This is a genomic window from Chitinophaga sp. 10T418 (assembly GCF_056394125.1).
Genome location: NZ_JBFTHG010000013.1, coordinates 1 through 18,727, shown reverse-complemented (window position 1 = coordinate 18,727; position 18,727 = coordinate 1). Strand labels below are relative to the sequence as shown.

Below are 18,727 nucleotides of genomic sequence, written 5' to 3'. Positions count from 1 at the left end.
AACACATGAAAACATTTAACGTTCCCGTCATATATCGCAGTCCGCTGATCAGCGCCATAAAAAACCAGCGCAAGCAGGAGGACCGCATGAAGAAGGATTTCACTCCCACTGAACTTAATTTCGGTCCGCTCCGTATTTTACTGGCCCGCCATTTCGGATTTTGTTATGGTGTGGAAAATGCTATTGAAATTGCCTTTAAAACAGTAGATGAGAATCCAGGCAAACGTATTTTCCTGCTCAGTGAAATGATCCATAACCCGCATGTAAACAATGATTTACTGGACCGGGGTGTACAATTTATCATGGATACTTCCGGCCATCAACTGGTACCCTGGGAAAGCCTGGAGCCCGATGATATTGTGATCATTCCTGCATTTGGCACTACCCTGGAAACAGAACGGCAACTGGCATCACTGGGTATTGAACCACTGAAATACAATACTACCTGCCCTTTTGTGGAACGTGTGTGGAACAAGGCAGAACAGATCGGGAAGAAAAACTATACGGTAATCGTGCATGGCAAACCTAAGCATGAAGAAACCAGGGCTACCTTTTCTCATAGCCAGGCAGGCACCCCTACCGTAGTTGTAAAAGATATAAAAGAAGCTGCCCTGCTGGCGGAATTCATTACCGGGCAAAAACGTCCGAATGAGTTTTATGACCTGTTTAAAGGCCAGTATTCTCCTGGATTTGATGCCGCTACTGACCTTCAGCGGGTAGGCGTAGTTAACCAAACTACCATGCTGGCTACAGAAACGCAGGCCATCGCTGATTATATACGGCAGGTGATGATCACTACTTTTCAGCTTACGGATGCAACTGTGGGCGAAAGGTTTGCTGATACCCGGGATACGCTTTGTTATGCGACCAATGATAACCAGACTGCCGTTACCGGTATGCTGCTGCAACCCGCTGATCTGGCTATTGTAGTGGGTGGTTACAACAGCTCCAATACTTCGCACCTGGTGGAATTATGTGAAGAAAAGCTGCCTACCTATTTTATCTCATCTCCCGAACATATGCTTTCTGAGAATGCCATTAATCACTGGGATTTTCATCATAAAAAGGAAATTAACAGTGATAGCTTTTTACCACAAAAAGAACAGGTGACCATTCTGCTGACCAGTGGTGCTTCCTGTCCGGACGCCCTCGTTGAAGGAGTCATCCGCCGGTTGCTGTCTTTTTATCAGCTGGAACATAAAGCAGATGAATTGGCTACAGTAGCGTAATATAGATTATATGTAAATATTTATCCAAGATTAAGATATAACAAAAAAGACACCACGAAGGTGTCTTTTTTCTTTGGGGCTAATCACGCTAGTAATGCAGAGTATAAAATCTTTATATCGCGTTAATATTGAAATCGTAATTCAAAAGTAGTTTATCTACAATATGCCTGCAATAGCCATTTATTATATGGTAGGTTATTAACTATAACTGGCATAAAAACGAATAAAATCGGAATTGACTTTCTAAAATATTACTCAGAACTGCATGGCCTTCTTTAAAAAGTCAGCTTTACGTCTCCTGGAAACTTCCACCTGTGTGCCATCGCTCATCAGGGCAAAACCGCCTTCTCCCTGTATATAAGACTGCATCTGTTGCATATTTATCAGGTGAGAATTATGCACCCGGAAGAAGTCTACATCCGACAACAGTTCTTCGAATTCTTTCAGCGGCCGGGATACCATGAGATTCTTTTTATCGGTAAAAAAAATGCGGGTATAGTTACCGGTAGATTCGCAACGGACAATATTTTGCACCGGCATGAAGACGAGCCCATTGATGGTGGGCAACGCAATTTTTTTATGTGTTTGCTGCAGTGTTTTCATGTTTTGCAAAAACACTTCCATCGGAGATACACCAGGATCTTTTACGCGATTCACTTTTTTCTCCCGGCATTTATCCAAGGCATCCTGCAATTCCTTTACACTGAAGGGTTTCAGCAGATAGTCCAACGCATTGAATTTAATGGCCTTCAATGCATACTGTTCATATGCTGTAGTAAAGATGACATCAAAGAAAACCTTCTCAAATAATTTCAACAGCTCAAAACCATTCTGATAGGGCATTTCCACATCCAGAAATACCAGGTCCGGCTGCAGTTCATCTATCTGTTCTTTCGCCTCGCGCACACTTTTCGCTGAACCTATCACATTTACACCAGGACATTTTTTTTGTAACATCGTTTGCAGGGCATCAATGCAATGTTGCTCATCATCAACAATGATAGCTTTGATTTCGCTCATACAAGTAGCTTTTAGCTAATAGCTGGTTTATGGTTTAAGGATTAAATGTAATCGTGAAGTGGAATCTGGCTAAAGGCCAATCATTAAAATATAAATTCGGCAGGCAACACAATCGTCACTTTAGTTCCTATCCCCTGCCCTGCTTCATCTTCCAGATCCGTCACTGTTACTTTTGCTTCTTTATTATTGATTTTGCGGATCAGATCTATTCTGCCTTCTGTTACTTTCATACCTACAGAAGTATGCATACGTCCCTTCCTGTCTTTTATTTCCATGGCCCTTTTGCGACCTATTCCATTATCGGTAATGGTGCATACCAGGCTTCGTTTCTTTAAAACGATGTCGATATCCAGTAATCCCTTTTCTTCCGGTAGCTTATGAACGAGTCCATGCCAGATAGCGTTTTCCACATATGGTTGTAAGATCATGGGAGGAATGAGTACTTCCTCGTCATTGATCTCCGGATCGATATTAAAGTGGTACTCAAAAATGCCATTACATCGTAGCGATTCCAGGTCAAGGTACAACCTTAATGATTCCAGTTCTTTATTTAATGTAACAAAGGTATGTTGTGTATTATCGAGGATGAGGCGCATGAGCCGGGAAAACTTGGTAAGGTAGTCTGATGCTTCTTCCTGATTATTACTCCAGATATAACGGTGAATAGAGCTGAGGGAGTTAAAAATAAAATGGGGATTCATCTGGGAGCGGAGTGACCTTAGTTCCAGCTGTAAGGTTTGCTTGTTAGCCTTCAGATTACGGTGACGGATATAGAAAAACCCGCCTACAATAGCCATCAGCAAGAAAGCAGCCAGGAAAAAGGTGATGACTACATTTCGTTTGGTACGCAGCTCTCCTATCATTTTATCATGTTCCAGGGTACGGATGTGATTATCCTTCCTGTCTACCTCATAGATCGTTTGCATTTGTGTGAGTGCCATTGCTGATTTCTCATCGAGGATACTGTCTTTGTACAACAGTGATTTATCGGTGGCGGCCAGTGACTTCTCAAACTCCCCACTTTCTTTATAATCTACTGCCAGGGCTTTATAAGCATCCATCAACATAGATTTGAAACCCCAGAACGTGCTGATGTCAATAGATTGTTGCATGTATTTCCTGGCCTCGTCATGTCTTCCCTGTGCTCCGAGCAGTTTCCCTATACTGAGGTAGCTTTCTGCCACGTGGACTTTATCATCTACTTTATCATTTACCTCCAACGCCTTTTCCAGGTATTCCATAGCCGCGGGATAATCTTTCTTTTCTTTATAGGCAGCGCCAAGTGCATTGTAACAGATGGCCATACCTATTGGCCGGTTCATTTTCAGGTTAATAGCCAGGGAACGTTTATGGTATTGAATGGCCAGGTCCACTTTATTCAAGCCCTGGTATGCAAAACCCAGGTTACCGAGGTTAATGGCTATTCCCAGTTCATTATGACTTTTTTCTTCCAGCTCTAATGCGTGGTTAAAATGGGTAATGGCATCATTATACTTTTCGGTAGAGAGCTGAATATTACCGATGCTGTTAGTAGCTACGCAAATATTGCGGATATCATTGATTTTTTCGGCCAATACCAGCGCCCGGACGTGATAATCAAAAGCCTTCTGCAGCTTGTCCTGTMGCCGGCAGTCTACCCCGGCATTATTCAGGGAGAAAACGATGAGTAAAGTATCTTTTGCTTCTTCTGCTGCTTTAAGGGCTTTTTCATGAAAATCTTCCGCAATGATATACAGGGACTTATTCCTTTTAGCGGTGCCGATTTCGTTATATGCCGAAGACATTCCTTTTGCGTATTTGAGGCGCTGCGACAAGCTAAGCGCTTCCTGCAGGAAGGCGTTTTCCAACTTATGCGAGTCAAAATAGCGGTTGTTGACCACTCCTTTTTTGAGCAACAAGGATACTTTAGCGGTATCATTAGGGAGCATACGAACAGAGTCCAGCAACTTGGAAATCCGCAGAGAATCCTGCGCCACCGTTCCTACGCTGGCTCCCAGGAGGAAGAGGAACAAAAAACATACACCTTTTATAGACATTGGCTGGTCTGTGTGACAACACAATTTAAAAAAGAATTACGAATAACGTGTAGCGATTTAAAGATATCCGTACAACTTGTCCACATTGGGGCATCGATATTAATCATCTGACAATCAAAAGTTTTAAAAAAGCGAAAGGGCGAAAGAATTCGCCCCTTCTTCCTATTAACCGAATACACCTACTGAAAATATGGGACAGCAATGGCGTGCCACGCCATCCCACATTACCTTTAATGCCTGAAAGCAGTGGTGACACTACAACAGGCTGAATTTTATATAATAGCAATTTATAATCGGTTAATAGCAAAGGGTCCTTGTGGATATAGCTAGGATAAGACCTTTCCGGAAGCACGATATATAATAACGCGTCTTACGCACATTTTCTATTGTCTTATTCAGTCGGGTCAATAACACGAATGTCGTTGGCACAGAATGACTTACTATACAAAAATTACCTAAGCAGCATTTCTCAGGGAGGATAAGGTTGGGTATGCAAAAAGTGTCAACAAAGAGACATCAATTGGCATGCAAATAAATTCTACTGGAAATTCGGGAGGATGTGGGAAAAATTATTGGGTTGGTAGCATACTGCTACACAACAAATGTATAAAAGAGTTTTAATAAAAGAAAATAATATTTTATGAGGAGTGCGCCATTATTGCATCTTCCACCCATTGCATCACCAGTTGCAACTGATCTTCCAGGTTTAAGTGACTGTTATCCAGAATTATAGCATCTTCTGCTTTTCGCAGTGGACTTATTTCGCGGTTGGCATCTATATAATCTCTTAATTCTAGGTTCTGTTTTACTTCTTCAACGGTAATATTCTTGTTTTTTTCGTACAATTCTTTAAAACGGCGCTGTACGCGAATGGCTATTTCAGCGGTCATAAAGATCTTGAGTTCTGCGTGTGGGAATACTACAGTTCCGATATCACGGCCATCCATTACAATACCTTTGCGGGTACCCATTTTCTTTTGCTGTGCTACTGCAAAGTCGCGGACTTCTTTTACAGCGGCTACTTCACTCACTTTTTCTGCCACCACCATTTCCCGGATCAGGTGTTCCACGTTCTCATTATTCAGGTACATTTCGCATAAACCTGTCAGGGAATTAGGTACAAAATCCAGGTGTACATCTTTCAATGCAGTGGCTACGGCTCCATGAGAAAGCCAGTCGATACGGTTTTGAATAAAATAAAGGGTTACAGCACGATACATAGCACCACTGTCTATATAGGTATAGTCCAGTCTTTTAGCCAATTGCTTGGCTAAAGTGCTTTTGCCACATGAAGAGTAGCCATCTATCGTGATGATTATTTTTTTCAAAACTATCTGTTTAAATGAATCGTCTATAGGGAAGAACCCTACAAAATTGAGGCAAATCGGTGAGAAAAACAAGAATTACGAATTATCAATTACGAATGACGGGATCTAAAAGGTAGTAACCCTCTCAAATCCCGTCATTCCTAATAATTCATTCGTAATGCTATTGGGTGACGATCACCTTACAGGTATAGAGTACTTTCATTGTGTCTTTATGATAGATAACCAGGAAATAAGCGCCGGAAGGCAGGTCAGAGATATTAATATCTTTATCTCCTTTCACATCATACTTCCGCAGTACCTGGCTCCATACGTCATGCAATTCCATCTGCATGTCCCCGCGAATACCACGGATCTTTACAGTGAAGTGGCCGTTGTTCGGGTTCGGGAATACGTTTATCTGTACAAATGGAGGTACCGCGCGTACTTCAGAATAGGTGACTTTGCCGTTCCGTCCTACTGCCTTAATGCGATAATAGGTCCAGTCGTCATAGTCATTCGGATCCTGATAGGTATAGCTAAGTGGTACACTGCTATTCCCATTGAGTGCTTTTGTAGGAACGGTCGTGATCTTACTGAATGATTCTTCCCTTTCATAACGGCGTTCCACTTCAAACACTGCATTATATATTTCCTTGCTGGTGGTCCAGTCCAGCTGCACCATTGCCGGTGCTATCCTGTATGCTTCAAAGCTCAGGAACATGACTGGTTTGGCCGATCCAAACAGGGTTGTTTTCGCAAAAAATTCATTGCTGCCCAACGCGGCAAAATGTCGGAGGTGCATAGTAGCAGGGCTGGTCATGGGATTGGTCGTTAGCGTACCTGCCAATGGTTTGTTAGGAATAAACGGTACGTTGTCCCATACTCCTGCCACGAAGCGCGTAATGAAGCTGCTATCGCGATAGGTGGCATAAGCCGGTAACTCGTCTACATCCATATGTTGCAGGATAACATCTACTTCTCCCCCACTATTATCTTCCCGGCGGATATTCCAGGTTTTATTCACCACGCTGTCGGGATAAGACTGACCGCCAGCCGCCACTGTAAATACACTGTCGTATACTCTTGCACCAATCATATCAATACCACCTGTCATCAATACAGCGGCAGGCGCATAACTATTATCATCTGTTCCTATGGGAAATACCACTTTACCGGCGGCATTATTGATGCCTGCGCGGTACAGCAATCCACCGGCGATTCCTTTGCCTGTTACCACGTAGCGGTAATCAGAATAACCAGTAATGGTGCCTGGTGTTTTTTCTCCTACCTGCAGGTTCCAGCCATTGAGATAAAGGCGACCACTATTAAAATGCAGGTTATTCCTGATTTTAAGATCGCTGAGGTCGTCCAGTAACAGCCCGGCAGTGTTGCTCAGTTGCAGGTTGGGAAAGCTGGTACCTGTTTTAGTGATGAAGCTGTAACCGCCGAATACTTTTTGTTGACCTGAAGTAGTACCGGAAAAACTGAAGGTGCCACCGGTACCGGAAACACCATCTGCACTTTCGTCCGGTAGCGTAGATCCGTTTCCGTTAGTCCATAATTTACTGAGGAAATAAAACGTGGTATTAGGATTTGAACCGAGGATACCATTGTTGGTCATATCAGCGAAGATGCCTACGTTGGTATTGCCGGAGAGCCATACCGTGGCTCCGGAAGGGATGTAGACACCCTGCTGGGCGGAGAGTTGAACTCCGGTGAATAACAATAGTAATATGAAATAGAATCTCAGCACAATAAATATGTTCTTATCGTATTAGAGGTTAGTGATTGACAATGTGTACCAGTTGGTACCATCAGATTGTAAAACTGCCGAAGCTTTTGCATTAGCCGCCGCTAAAGGAATGGTAGTAGTACCTGCCGCATCAATATAACCACCAGAAGATGTTATGTTCACCAGGTAACCTGATATTTTTCTCACAATAAATATTCTTCCGGGCAAAGTAGAGGCAGCTGGGAGTGTTACGGTGAAAGTACCTGCGCCCGTCCTCGTCATAACTACAGTATAATCAGTTGCAGCCACGGTATACGTAGTACCGCTGTTCAATACTTTTATCGGATAAGTTATCATGCCAGGCGTCCAGGCAGTAGTGGTAGCATTGTATTGCAATACCTGGTTGGCTGTTGGTGTTGCTGTACTCACATTAACTCCCTGAATTTCACCAGCGTTCCAGATGTTGGCGTCGCTGTTGGCTGACAGTGAACCTGAATTCATCGTGAGGGTGGTAGCATCTGCTGCTACATTATTGATATCGCCGTTTCCATCACGGCCCAGGATCGAGGTAGGGGTGCCAGCACTCCCTGTTACGCGCATACTTCCGGCAACGTGTAATAATCTGGCGGGCGTACTCGTTCCCACTCCCACATTTCCTCCATTCTGGAGAAATAAGCGGTAGTCCGCTACATTGGTTTCCACAAAATTCAATCCACCACCTAATATATTCCAGTGCCATTTAGGTGTACCTGCAGCATCTTCGAATGCCAGTACATCATTCCCATTTGCACGTATAATCAATGGGTGACCATTAAATTTAGTCGCACCATTCAATAGAGTTAAAGTGTACCCGGAAAAATCTGTTCCGCCACTTTCTGCGGCCGTTTGTCCTCTTGACCCTCTGAAAAGTTCTTTATTATTATATTTCACTACCATATCAACCGCATTCGTTGTACCCAGGAACTGTGTGGCAGTGGCGGCGTTACCACCTGTTAACCAATTGGTGGTAGCGGGGTTATCTGTTAAGATCACATCACCGGTGCTATTGATGGAAAGTACTTTGGAGGTGGCTGCAGTTGGCGTAGCTGTTGCCAAATTTGTTAAACGAAGTCCGGAAGTACTAGTGGAAAATGGTGCTGATGTAGACGGAGGTCCTGAAATTTCCACTTTATTCACGGGTGTATTGGTACCGATTCCCAGTAATGATTTTGTGCCATCCCAAAATAACTGCGCATTATTTTCGGAAAATACATCACCTGTTCCCAGATAAGGAATGGAACCAGGTGTTAACCCTTTTACAGTAAGCGTTCCACCAATTACGCCGTTACCGGATATATTAAAGTTTGAAGTGGCCTGTGTAGTAGTTGTATTCTGAATATAGTTGCTCAGCGTTGGTATATCTGCGGCTGTTAAAGCGCGAAAAGTTGGCACCGCTGCAGCCCCAGTAGCCGGGCCGGCAAAAACAAGATTCGCATTTTGCGTATTCAGTGAAGCCGTTAACGTTCCTGAAGAAGTAACGGTTGGTGTAGTAACATTGAATATAGATGGCAGGGATAATCCTACAGAAGTAACTCCGGCAGCTGAAGCTGGCTTTGGTGTCCAGTTACCAGCAGTGAAGGTCAGCAGATCGCCTTCATTAGGAGCGGTGGTTAATATACTTTTCCCCTGGATCTGATTGGCATTCCAGAGTGCAGCGCCAGTGTTGGCTGTAATGGTCCAGGTTCTGTTCTGCGAAAGATCATTTCCAGCGGGAACTGCCGTAACGGAAGCGATACCGGTTCCGGCCGCGAGGGATAAGGTTCTGCTGGGATCCACATATGATAACGCTATGTTAGTCCATTTACTGGTAGCGGACTGGTATTGGAGTAGTTGTTTATCTGCCGGTGCAGTAATGGCTACGTCAGAAAGCTGGGTAATGGCATAATCTCCAGTTGCCGGCGTCACATTGCCCGTGCGTGTATTGAAGCTTGTTACGCCGGTGTTGCTGATGGTATTACCTGTAAGGCCAATACCGGTGCCAGCTGTAAGAATAGAAAAGTCTATTTTTTCCCAACCGGTTGTTTTCTTGAGGTAGAGCGCTTTATCATCTGTTATATATACCAGCATTCCTTCGGCAGCGTTATACAAAGCACCGCCGGCAAGGATCTGCGCCTTTATAATACGGGGGAGCAAAAATCCTTGTTTATCACTTTTTAATTCCAGCAACGCATTTTTATCGAGCAGGGTGGGATTAGTGCCCAGCTTTAATTGTTGTGCCAACAATTGCTGATTGCTTAAACAGAACAACATGGCAGCACATACTTTTACAAGCCCTTGCAGCTTCATACATCATCATTTAAGTAAGCACAAAAAGAGGTGAAACGGCTACGGTTATACGTAGCCGTTTCAAATACTGTTCAACCTTATTTCTTAATAATGTACCAGGTATCAACACCGTTCGATTGTACGGTGATGAAGGTCCAGTCATTGTAGATGTCAACGGAGTTACCGTCTTCAATGAACTGCCCTGCTGTTGCTTTTACAGTTACAGCGTTATTAAGATTATTGGTAGCATCAGCGGCTACTTTCTTGATGGTGTATATACGTCCTTTTGCGCCAGCAGCACTCGGTAAAGTAAGGGTTACTGCAGCGGTATTTTTTACGATCAGGGTGTAATCACTTGCATCTATTGTGTAGGCGGTTCCTGTTACTTCTTTAATCGACATAGATACAGAACCAGCTACCTGTAAAGTGGAATTGGCTGCATTTGTAGTGTCACCAATTATTACGGTTGATTTCACAGCTACATCATTGGCAAATCTTTTATTGCCGGCGAATGATTGGGAAGCATTGCTTACAAGACCACCTATTACGGATGGATCTGCCTGTGGAACGCTTACGGTTACTACATTCGTGGTACTATTCTTATCCACTTTCAGATCCGTACCAGCGTGATTTTGCGTAAAGGTCATCTCAGTGAATAAGGATGCAGGAAGTTTTCTGCTTACTACCTCATTGGAACTATTCAGTAACAATAAAGTACTGTCTAAGGCACCGCCTGGAACTACGCCACCCAGTTTAGGAATACCAGTTACTTCCAGAGGACCTGTAACTTTAGTAGCACCAGTGATGTTTGCACCACCTGTTGTAATAGTTAAAGTGTTATCCAGTTTAGTAGTGTTCAGTACATGGAATGTACCGGTTACGTCCGCATCACCTGTAACGTTAGTATTGCCGGTAATATTTGTCACGCCGGTAATATTCGCACCACCTGTTGTAATAACCAGACCGTTGCTGCCTGTAATTTTTCCGGCAAATGTTTTATCGCCACCGAAAGTTTGCAGTCCTGTGGAAACACCACCTGGATGTGTAGCATCAGCTGCGTTTAAGGCAATCGTAGGATTGGCACCGGTATTATCTATTGTTAAACCATTGGCATTTGAAGTACTGCTGAAGGCTGCTACCTGAAGTGACTTGGCAGCGGCATCACTGAATGTTTTCCAGTCAGCTTTGGTGAGTAAACCCACTCCCTTGGTACCATCCTGGGTAGCAATACTCAGGGTATGTGTGCTGCTCGTACCAGCTACGTTAACATCAGTGAATTTATAATCTGTACCGTTATCGGTGTTGATAACATGATTCAGTTCAGCAGAAGCATTGATCATGAAGTTGGAGAAAGCAGCCTTAGTGAGTTGACGCTTGTAAACAACACCTGTTGGGTCAACGATTACCGCTTCTACTAATGTGTTGGTAGCATCAGTAGTAACACCACTCAATGTAACTTTGTTGCTGAGCATCACATTACCATCGTCAATCCTTACCCCTTCTTTGTTATTAGCCTTCATTACAAATGGGATATTGTTGGTACTTCCTATAAATTGTGTAGCAGCATTTGTCAGGAAGTTACCCAGTAAATCCCAGGAAGAGGCCTTGGTAGCCATTCTTTCCCATTTGTAGTTGTGTCTTACATAGAAGCCTTCATTTCCGGAAGCTGTCCAGTAGATGATCATCCCGTCCGGAGGATTCAGTGAGGTCATCAAGGTAGTATCTGCTACGCGGGGTAACAGTAAACCTTGTTTATCTGATTCCAGTTCGAGTATAGCGGATTTTTGAATAGAGGTAGGATTCTTACCTACTTTCAACTGTGCGTTTGCCTGTGTGGCGACAAGGCCTACACCACCTATTAGCATAACGCGAGCTACATTACGTAGAGATTTTCTCATAGATATAAGGATAAATAGTTTGTTCAAAATACACCTCCGGCACTGTCATTAGCCGGTGTGAAGGATATAAGGATAAATTGCTAAAAATTTCGAGGTATTAGGATTCCAGTCAAGTCTGCCTAAGTCTATTTCAATTAATATTAAAAAAACTAAATTGTTTCTTTTTAGAAAATATTAAATTATATAGATTATATAAAATACATACTGCAAATGTGACATATTATATCTTTTTAAAAAATGACATGATAGTGCCATTTTTAATATTGATTATTGGGTGATAATCAAAAGGGAGTTAACCAATTACCAGGTGAGTACTGATAGCATAAAAGACACTTAAAGGAGTGGATATATAAGGTGACGTGAGGTATAGAACAAATGGTTACAGATTGTAGGGGGTATTAACATGTTCATGTTATAAAAAACAAAAAGCCCGTCAGAGGTAAAGTTACCTTGACGGGCTGGTTTTATTTTCCGGCGTACTATTTACGCTTCTGATTTTTCTGACTTACTCTTGGAAGAGTTGTTCTTTAAAGTGAAGATCAGCTTCTGATTTTCCTTATCCAGGTCTGCTACGAGTATATCACCATCATGAATATTCATGTTGAGGATTTCCTCTGCCAAAGGATCTTCCAGGTATTTCTGGATGGCTCTGTGCAGTGGTCTGGCGCCGAACTGCTGGTCGTAGCCTTTGTCTGCCAGGAAGCCTTTGGCTTCGTCTGTCAGCTCCAGGCTGAATCCGAGGTTGTTCAGGCGTTTCAGTACACTCTTCATTGTAATGTCAATGATGGTGTAGATATGTTCCTTCGCGAGGGAGTTGAAGATGATGACATCATCGATCCTGTTCAGGAATTCAGGAGAGAAGGTACGTTTCAGTGCTTTTTCGATTACTGACTTGGTATTCTCTTCTTCATTTACAGCTCTTGCGCTGGTAGTGAAACCAACACCTGCGCCGAAATCTTTCAACTGACGGGCTCCGATGTTGGAGGTCATGATGATGAGGGTATTTTTGAAATCCACTTTACGGCCAAGGCCATCGGTGAGGATACCATCATCCAGTACCTGCAACAGGAGGTTATAAATATCCGGATGTGCTTTTTCGATTTCATCCAGGAGGATTACCGAGTATGGCTTACGGCGAACCTTTTCGGTCAGCTGTCCACCTTCTTCGTAGCCTACATATCCCGGAGGAGCACCAATGAGGCGGCTTACAGAGAATTTCTCCATGTATTCACTCATATCGATGCGGATCAGCGCTTCGTCAGAGTCGAACATGTAGCGGGCCAGTGATTTGGCGAGCTCTGTTTTACCTACCCCGGTAGGACCAAGGAATATGAAAGTACCGATTGGTTTTTTAGGATCTTTCAGACCTACGCGGTTACGCTGTATGGCTTTGGTGACTTTGCTGATAGCTTCGTCCTGTCCAACCACGGCGCCCTTAAGATCTTCACCCATGCGGCGTAACTTCTCAGTTTCGGCCTGTACCATCCTTTTAACAGGGATACCGGTCATCATGCTGACAACTTCCGCGATAGCTTCTTCATCAATCGGGTAGCGTTTATGTTTCACTTCTTCTTCCCACATGGCTTTGGCGCGTTCCAGATCTTCACCGAGTTTCTTTTCTGTATCGCGTAAAGCAGCGGCTTCTTCGAAGCGTTGGCTTTTAACTACTTTATTTTTTTCCTGTTTAATGTCTTCGATCTGTTTTTCGAGATCGAGGATATTTTGCGGAACATTGATGTTTTTCAGGTGAACGCGTGCGCCTACCTCATCGAGTACGTCAATCGCCTTGTCTGGCAGGAGACGGTCGGTCATGTAGCGGTCGCTCAGTTTCACGCAGGCATCAATGGCTGCATCAGTATAGCTTACATTATGGTATTCTTCATAACGTTGCTTGATATTGTTGAGGATCAGGATGGTTTCATCCACGCTAGGTGGTTCTACCATTACCTTTTGGAAACGACGGTCGAGTGCGCCATCTTTTTCGATGTACATGCGATACTCATCGAGGGTAGAGGCTCCGATGCATTGGAGTTCGCCCCTGGCGAGTGCAGGTTTAAAGATGTTGGAAGCGTCAAGAGATCCTGAAGCGCCACCGGCACCCACGATTGTATGAATTTCATCGATAAACAGGATCACATCTCTGTTTTTCTCGAGTTCATTCATGATGGCCTTCATTCTTTCTTCGAACTGGCCACGGTATTTGGTACCGGCCACCAGTGCGGCGAGGTCGAGGCTTACCACGCGCTTATCGAAAAGCACGCGGGAAACTTTACGCTGCACAATACGCAGCGCCAAACCTTCCACGATGGCGGTTTTACCCACACCGGGTTCACCAATAAGAATCGGATTGTTCTTTTTACGGCGGGAAAGTATCTGGGATACCCTTTCAATTTCCTGCTCGCGGCCAACAATCGGGTCTAAGCTGCCACTTTCGGCCAGCTTGGTAATATCTCTACCAAAGTTATCCAGTACGGGCGTCTTGGATTTGGTATTTGTCTGTTTGGCTTTGGATGCGTAACTCTTTCTCTCGTCCTCAAACTCTTCTTCGCCCGGATCATCAAATTCTGATTTAGGGTCCGCAGATTTTACAAAGCCCAGTTCGTTTTTAAAAGTATCGTAGTCCACGTCAAATTGTTGTAAGATTTGTGTACAAACGTTTTCCTTATTCTTAAGTATAGAAAGCATGAGGTGTTCCGTTTCCACCGTAGCGCTTTTCAGTGCTTTAGCTTCTAATACAGTAACACGTATTACTTTCTCTGCCTGTCTGGTAAGCGGGAGGCTATTGATATTAGCGATATTCTTTCCGGTCTTATCTTTTACAGCCAGCTCTACTTCCTTGCGTAACTCATACAGATCTACGTTCAAAGCCTGCAGAATCTTTACGGCCGTGCCCTCGCCTTCTCGAATAATACCTAACAGCAGGTGTTCAGTACCTATGAAGTCATTTCCCAGGCGTAAAGCTTCCTCTCTGCTGAACGAAATGATCTCCTTAACTTGCGGTGAAAAATTCTGGTCCATTGTGAGATTATTAAATTATCAAAAACCCTTACGGGGGCTTGCTTATACAATAATAACGAATAATTCTGACTTAAGATTACCACGTTATCTGTCGGAATGAAGTTATTCCTTTTTTAAACTTAAACAACTTACACTTTAATAGTATAAGAATTATTTTTGCGGTGATGCGGGTACGTTCGTTTAAAAATATCTACGAAGAAATGGAGGTTTTTGTTTCAATCTCTTGCGGTTATATTTTATAGGCGGGTTCCCTCTGTTCAAAATTTATTTTTACTAAAGTATAAAACAACGTCCAACGCATGAAATTCAAAATTGATACCAAAGAAAAAATAGTCGTTTTTTGTCCGGAAGAAGTCGCCCTGGATGCTAATTTGTCAGATGACTTCATTACCACTGCGACCACATTACCAGAACTAAACGGGCGTAATCTCATACTGGATATGACATTAGTAGAAAAAACCGATGAAAAAGGAATAGAAGCCATTTTAACAGTATACCAGTATATGTATGACAATAAACTTTCCTGTGCATTGACCGGTCTTAACAACACCTTAACAGCTGCGCTGAAAGAAGCTGGTAATGATATGTTAAATATAGCACCTACGATKGCCGAGGCGGTAGATCTGATCATGATGGAAGAGCTGGAAAGAGAATTATTGGAAGGAATGGAATAGAGAAATGCTTTTAGACGTTAGCTTTGGGCCTTGAGGCATTGCAGCGGACTAAGAGTTAAAAGCTAACGGCTAAACGATAAATACATGTTTGCAGTAACAATATTAGGTAACAATTCAGCTATCCCTACCCTGGACAGGCACCCCACAGCCCAGGTAGTTACCTGGAACGAACAGTTGCTGCTGGTGGATTGCGGGGAGGGAACACAATTACAGATTGCCAAATACAGGATTAAGCGCAGTAAGCTGAGATATATTTTCATCAGTCATCTTCACGGAGATCATTATTTTGGATTAATAGGTTTGTTGAACACCCTCAGTCTGATGGGGCGTACTGATCCGCTCAGCGTATATGCGCCACCGGAGCTGGAGCAGATTATCCAGTTGCAACTGGATTGTTCTGGCACTGTTTTAAAATTTGAATTGTCTTTTGTGCCACTTCAACCCGGGTATAGCGGTATCATACTGGAGGATAAGGACTTGCGTGTAAGTTGTTTCCCTACCCAGCACAGGATTTCCTGCTTCGGATTTTCATTTGAGTTACAGAAAAGAAAGCGGAAGTTGATTCCGGAACAGGCAAGGGCCTACGAAATTCCGGCTGCTTATTTCAGTAAATTACAGGATGGTGCTGATTATCAGCGGAAAGATGGCTCTGTTGTTAAAAACGACTGGGTGACCGTTCCACCGCCACCAGGTAAAAGATATGTGTATTGTGCAGATACTATTTACGATGTAAACCTGCTACCATGGCTGAAAGATGCGGATATGATGTATCATGAGACCACCTATTTGCATGATTTGCAGGAACGGGCAGCAGAGCGTTATCACAGCACCTCTGTGCAGGCAGCCTCCCTGGCGGCAGCGGCCGAAGTAAAGCAATTGCTTATCGGGCATTTTTCTTCCAAATACACCGAATTACAACCTTTTCTGGATGAGTCCAGGCCGGTTTTTGAGCATACCTCCATTGCAGAAGAAGGCGTTACCTATATGATATAGCCATTGGCTTTAATAATAAAAAGAGGGAAGATAATATGATATCATCTTCCCTCTTTTTATTATTTTAAAACTAGTAGTTCTTCAGATATGCTGCCATCTTGCTGTACAGTTCATCTGTAACAGGCAATACAGGGAGACGGAAATTATTGCCGCATATACCTGCATGATGCAGGAAAGCTTTAATACCAGCCGGATTATTTTCTGAGAACATCAGTTCAAATCCTTCGAGCATTTTGTTATTGAGGATACGTGCTGCCGGGTAATCATTTACCAGCGCGGCGTGTACCATGCTGGAGAAGTCGGTAGCAAAATAATTGGCCGCTACAGAAATAACGCCGTCCATACCGCAAGCCAGTTGGGCCAGTGCGAGACCATCATCACCGCTGATCACCAGGAAATCCTTTGGTTTATCGCGGATAATCTGCATGCACTGCATCATATCGCCGGAAGCTTCCTTCATAGCAATGATATTTTCTACTTCATGCGCGAGGCGCAGGGTAGTTTCAGCCGTCATGTTACGACCGGTACGTCCGGGCACATTATACAGGATAATGGGCTTAGGAGAGGCGGCAGCAATAGTTTTATAATGCTGAAATATTCCTTCCTGGGTAGGTTTGCTGTAATACGGCGCTACGCTGAGTACTGCAGCAGCTTCGTCCAGTGGGCATTTTTCCAGCCGTTTCACTACATCCCGGGTATTATAATCGCCAATACCAATCACTACAGGCACCCGCTTCGACACCTTTTCGAAAGTGAATTTTATCAAATCCAGCTTTTCATCTGCAGAAAGAGTAGGTGTTTCACCAGTTGTGCCTAATGACACAACATAGTTAACGCCTCCATCGATCACGTAGTTGATCAACTTTTCCAAAGCATTCCAATCGATGCTTTCATCTGCTTTAAAGGGTGTTACCAATGCCACCCCGGTGCCTTTTAGTTGTTCCATATTGCGTTTACGGGAAAATAAAAATTTCGAATTCCGAAGGCCGAAATTCGAAATTTTTATTGTGATCTCTAAATATTTTTTTATTTCTCTTCGTAGAAGCCCATACGGGAGAACTTATCAATACGTTGTTCAATGCGGGTATCGGGATCAATTTTCTTTAATTCCGCCAGTGTTTCCTTGATACGCACTTTTAATAAATGAGCCATTTCATCGGGGTTTACGTGCGCTCCACCGAGTGGTTCACGAACAATTCCGTCTACCAGGCCAAACTGGCTCATATAATCGGAGGTAAGTTTCAGTTCTTCCGCTGCTTTTTCCTTAAAGTTCCAGCTACGCCAGAGGATTGTAGAACAGTTTTCGGGAGAAATAACGGTATACCAGCTGTTTTCCAGCATAAATACCCTGTCGCCGATGCCAATGCCTAATGCGCCACCGGATGCACCTTCGCCTATTATAATGCAGATTACGGGTACGCGGAGTTTGACCATTTCAAAGAGATTCCGGGCAATAGCTTCTGCCTGACCTCTTTCTTCTGCTTCCAGTCCGGGATAGGCACCGGGAGTATCAATGAGGGTTACCACCGGCTTATTGAATCTTTCGGCCAGTTTCATGAGACGGAGGGCTTTGCGATAACCTTCCGGGTTAGCCATACCGAAGTTTCTAAGCTGACGCATTTTGGTGTTTATGCCTTTTTGCTGGCCAATAAACATGACTGTTTCACCATCCAGATCGGCAAAACCGCCTACCATGGCCTTATCGTCTTTTACATTCCGGTCGCCATGCAGTTCCGTAAAGTTGGTACACATCTTTTCGATGTATGCCAGCGTATAGGGCCTATCCGGATGACGGCTCAGCTGTACACGCTGAAAGGGGGTAAGGTGACCATAGATATTCTGACGGGTATCAACGATTTTCTGTTCATACTCGCTCACGGTAGCAGATACATCTACGCCTGATTTTTCACCATTTTCCTTCAGCTTCTCCAGCTGCTCATATAAGTCAGCGATAGGTTTCTCGAAATCCAGGAATTGCATAATTTGATTAAATTGGTTAAAGATCGGGTGTAAAGATAATGCTGAAAATATTTTTTAAAAAAGATTTGCTTAATTGGGAACTTTGTTGCTATCTTTGCAATCCCAAAACGGAACAACACAACGAATTGGGAGACAGAAAGATAGGAAGTTTTTAGTACTATTTTTCGGGAATGGATCGGTAGTTCAGTTGGTTAGAATGCCGCCCTGTCACGGCGGAGGTCGCGGGTTCGAGTCCCGTCCRGTCCGCAAAATTTCGAAGAAACCCGCGCTAGTCGCGGGTTTTCTATTTTAAGTCGAGTATTTAGTCGAGTTCCGATTAATTTTCTCTCGTTTTTTATCTTACCGGATCAAGTTGAAAATTTGGGGGATCGTGTAAAAAATAGTTGTTTTGCATCAGATTAGCCAACGAAACACGTGGATCAGAACTTTCGCAAACTAGTAGAGATGCTGTTGCCAGCAGGGGTTTTAGAGTATTTTGACTTAATTGATTCAAGTCAGAATAAAGAGGGTATTGATATATACCTGGAAGAAAAGAA

12 protein-coding genes and 1 tRNA gene are annotated in these 18,727 nt (G+C 43.5%); 4 read left to right on the top strand and 9 right to left on the bottom strand.

Features of this window, described 5'->3' with window-relative positions; translation table 11 throughout:
• The first annotated feature begins 5 nt into the window (after positions 1-5).
• Positions 6-1,229, top strand: a complete 1,224-nt coding sequence (locus tag AC1DCV_RS29150; RefSeq protein ID WP_477026480.1) for a 4-hydroxy-3-methylbut-2-enyl diphosphate reductase — start codon at positions 6-8, stop codon at positions 1,227-1,229.
• A 255-nt stretch (positions 1,230-1,484) separates the two neighbouring features.
• On the opposite strand, the gene AC1DCV_RS29145 is transcribed toward AC1DCV_RS29150, so the two are convergent.
• The 7 genes from AC1DCV_RS29145 to AC1DCV_RS29115 all read right to left on the bottom strand — a co-directional run bounded on the left by AC1DCV_RS29145 (position 1,485) and on the right by AC1DCV_RS29115 (position 14,544).
• Positions 1,485-2,249: a LytR/AlgR family response regulator transcription factor gene (locus tag AC1DCV_RS29145; protein WP_477026479.1), complete on the bottom strand. Its 765-nt coding sequence runs from the start codon at positions 2,247-2,249 to the stop codon at positions 1,485-1,487.
• An 83-nt stretch (positions 2,250-2,332) separates the two neighbouring features.
• Complete coding sequence (locus tag AC1DCV_RS29140) at positions 2,333-4,285, bottom strand: tetratricopeptide repeat protein (protein WP_477026478.1); 1,953 nt, start codon at positions 4,283-4,285, stop codon at positions 2,333-2,335.
• A 638-nt stretch (positions 4,286-4,923) separates the two neighbouring features.
• Positions 4,924-5,613, bottom strand: coding sequence for a (d)CMP kinase (cmk, locus tag AC1DCV_RS29135; RefSeq protein ID WP_477026477.1), 690 nt, complete (start codon positions 5,611-5,613; stop codon positions 4,924-4,926).
• A 160-nt stretch (positions 5,614-5,773) separates the two neighbouring features.
• Positions 5,774-7,345 (bottom strand): T9SS type A sorting domain-containing protein, encoded by a 1,572-nt coding sequence (locus AC1DCV_RS29130; protein ID WP_477026476.1) that lies wholly within the window; start codon positions 7,343-7,345, stop codon positions 5,774-5,776.
• 21 nt (positions 7,346-7,366) lie between these two features.
• Positions 7,367-9,649 carry a hypothetical protein gene (locus AC1DCV_RS29125; RefSeq protein ID WP_477026475.1) on the bottom strand — a complete coding sequence of 761 codons (2,283 nt, stop codon included), beginning with the start codon at positions 9,647-9,649 and terminating at the stop codon, positions 7,367-7,369.
• A gap of 77 nt (positions 9,650-9,726) precedes the next feature.
• On the bottom strand, positions 9,727-11,526 hold the full coding sequence (locus AC1DCV_RS29120) for a hypothetical protein (RefSeq protein WP_477026474.1): 1,800 nt from the start codon (positions 11,524-11,526) through the stop codon (positions 9,727-9,729).
• Between the two features lie 483 nt (positions 11,527-12,009).
• On the bottom strand, positions 12,010-14,544 hold the full coding sequence (locus AC1DCV_RS29115; protein ID WP_331958085.1) for an ATP-dependent Clp protease ATP-binding subunit: 2,535 nt from the start codon (positions 14,542-14,544) through the stop codon (positions 12,010-12,012).
• Between the two features lie 299 nt (positions 14,545-14,843).
• Between AC1DCV_RS29115 and AC1DCV_RS29110 the strand changes: the two genes are divergently transcribed.
• Both AC1DCV_RS29110 and AC1DCV_RS29105 read left to right on the top strand, forming a co-directional pair.
• Complete coding sequence (locus AC1DCV_RS29110; protein ID WP_477026473.1) at positions 14,844-15,218, top strand: STAS domain-containing protein; 375 nt, start codon at positions 14,844-14,846, stop codon at positions 15,216-15,218.
• Positions 15,219-15,302: 84 nt separating this feature from the next.
• Entirely contained in the window at positions 15,303-16,211 is a 909-nt protein-coding gene (locus AC1DCV_RS29105; protein WP_477026472.1) for a ribonuclease Z, read from the top strand.
• 70 nt (positions 16,212-16,281) lie between these two features.
• On the opposite strand, the gene dapA is transcribed toward AC1DCV_RS29105, so the two are convergent.
• The gene (gene dapA / locus AC1DCV_RS29100; RefSeq protein WP_477026471.1) at positions 16,282-17,157 is read right to left on the bottom strand and encodes a 4-hydroxy-tetrahydrodipicolinate synthase; all 876 of its coding nucleotides are present in this window, start codon (positions 17,155-17,157) and stop codon (positions 16,282-16,284) included.
• Between the two features lie 80 nt (positions 17,158-17,237).
• A complete protein-coding gene (locus AC1DCV_RS29095) occupies positions 17,238-18,191 on the bottom strand; it encodes an acetyl-CoA carboxylase carboxyltransferase subunit alpha (protein WP_477026470.1) in 954 nt (317 codons plus the stop codon).
• 172 nt (positions 18,192-18,363) lie between these two features.
• Between AC1DCV_RS29095 and AC1DCV_RS29090 the strand changes: the two genes are divergently transcribed.
• Positions 18,364-18,437: transfer RNA gene (locus AC1DCV_RS29090), tRNA-Asp, on the top strand.
• Positions 18,438-18,727 lie beyond the last annotated feature (290 nt).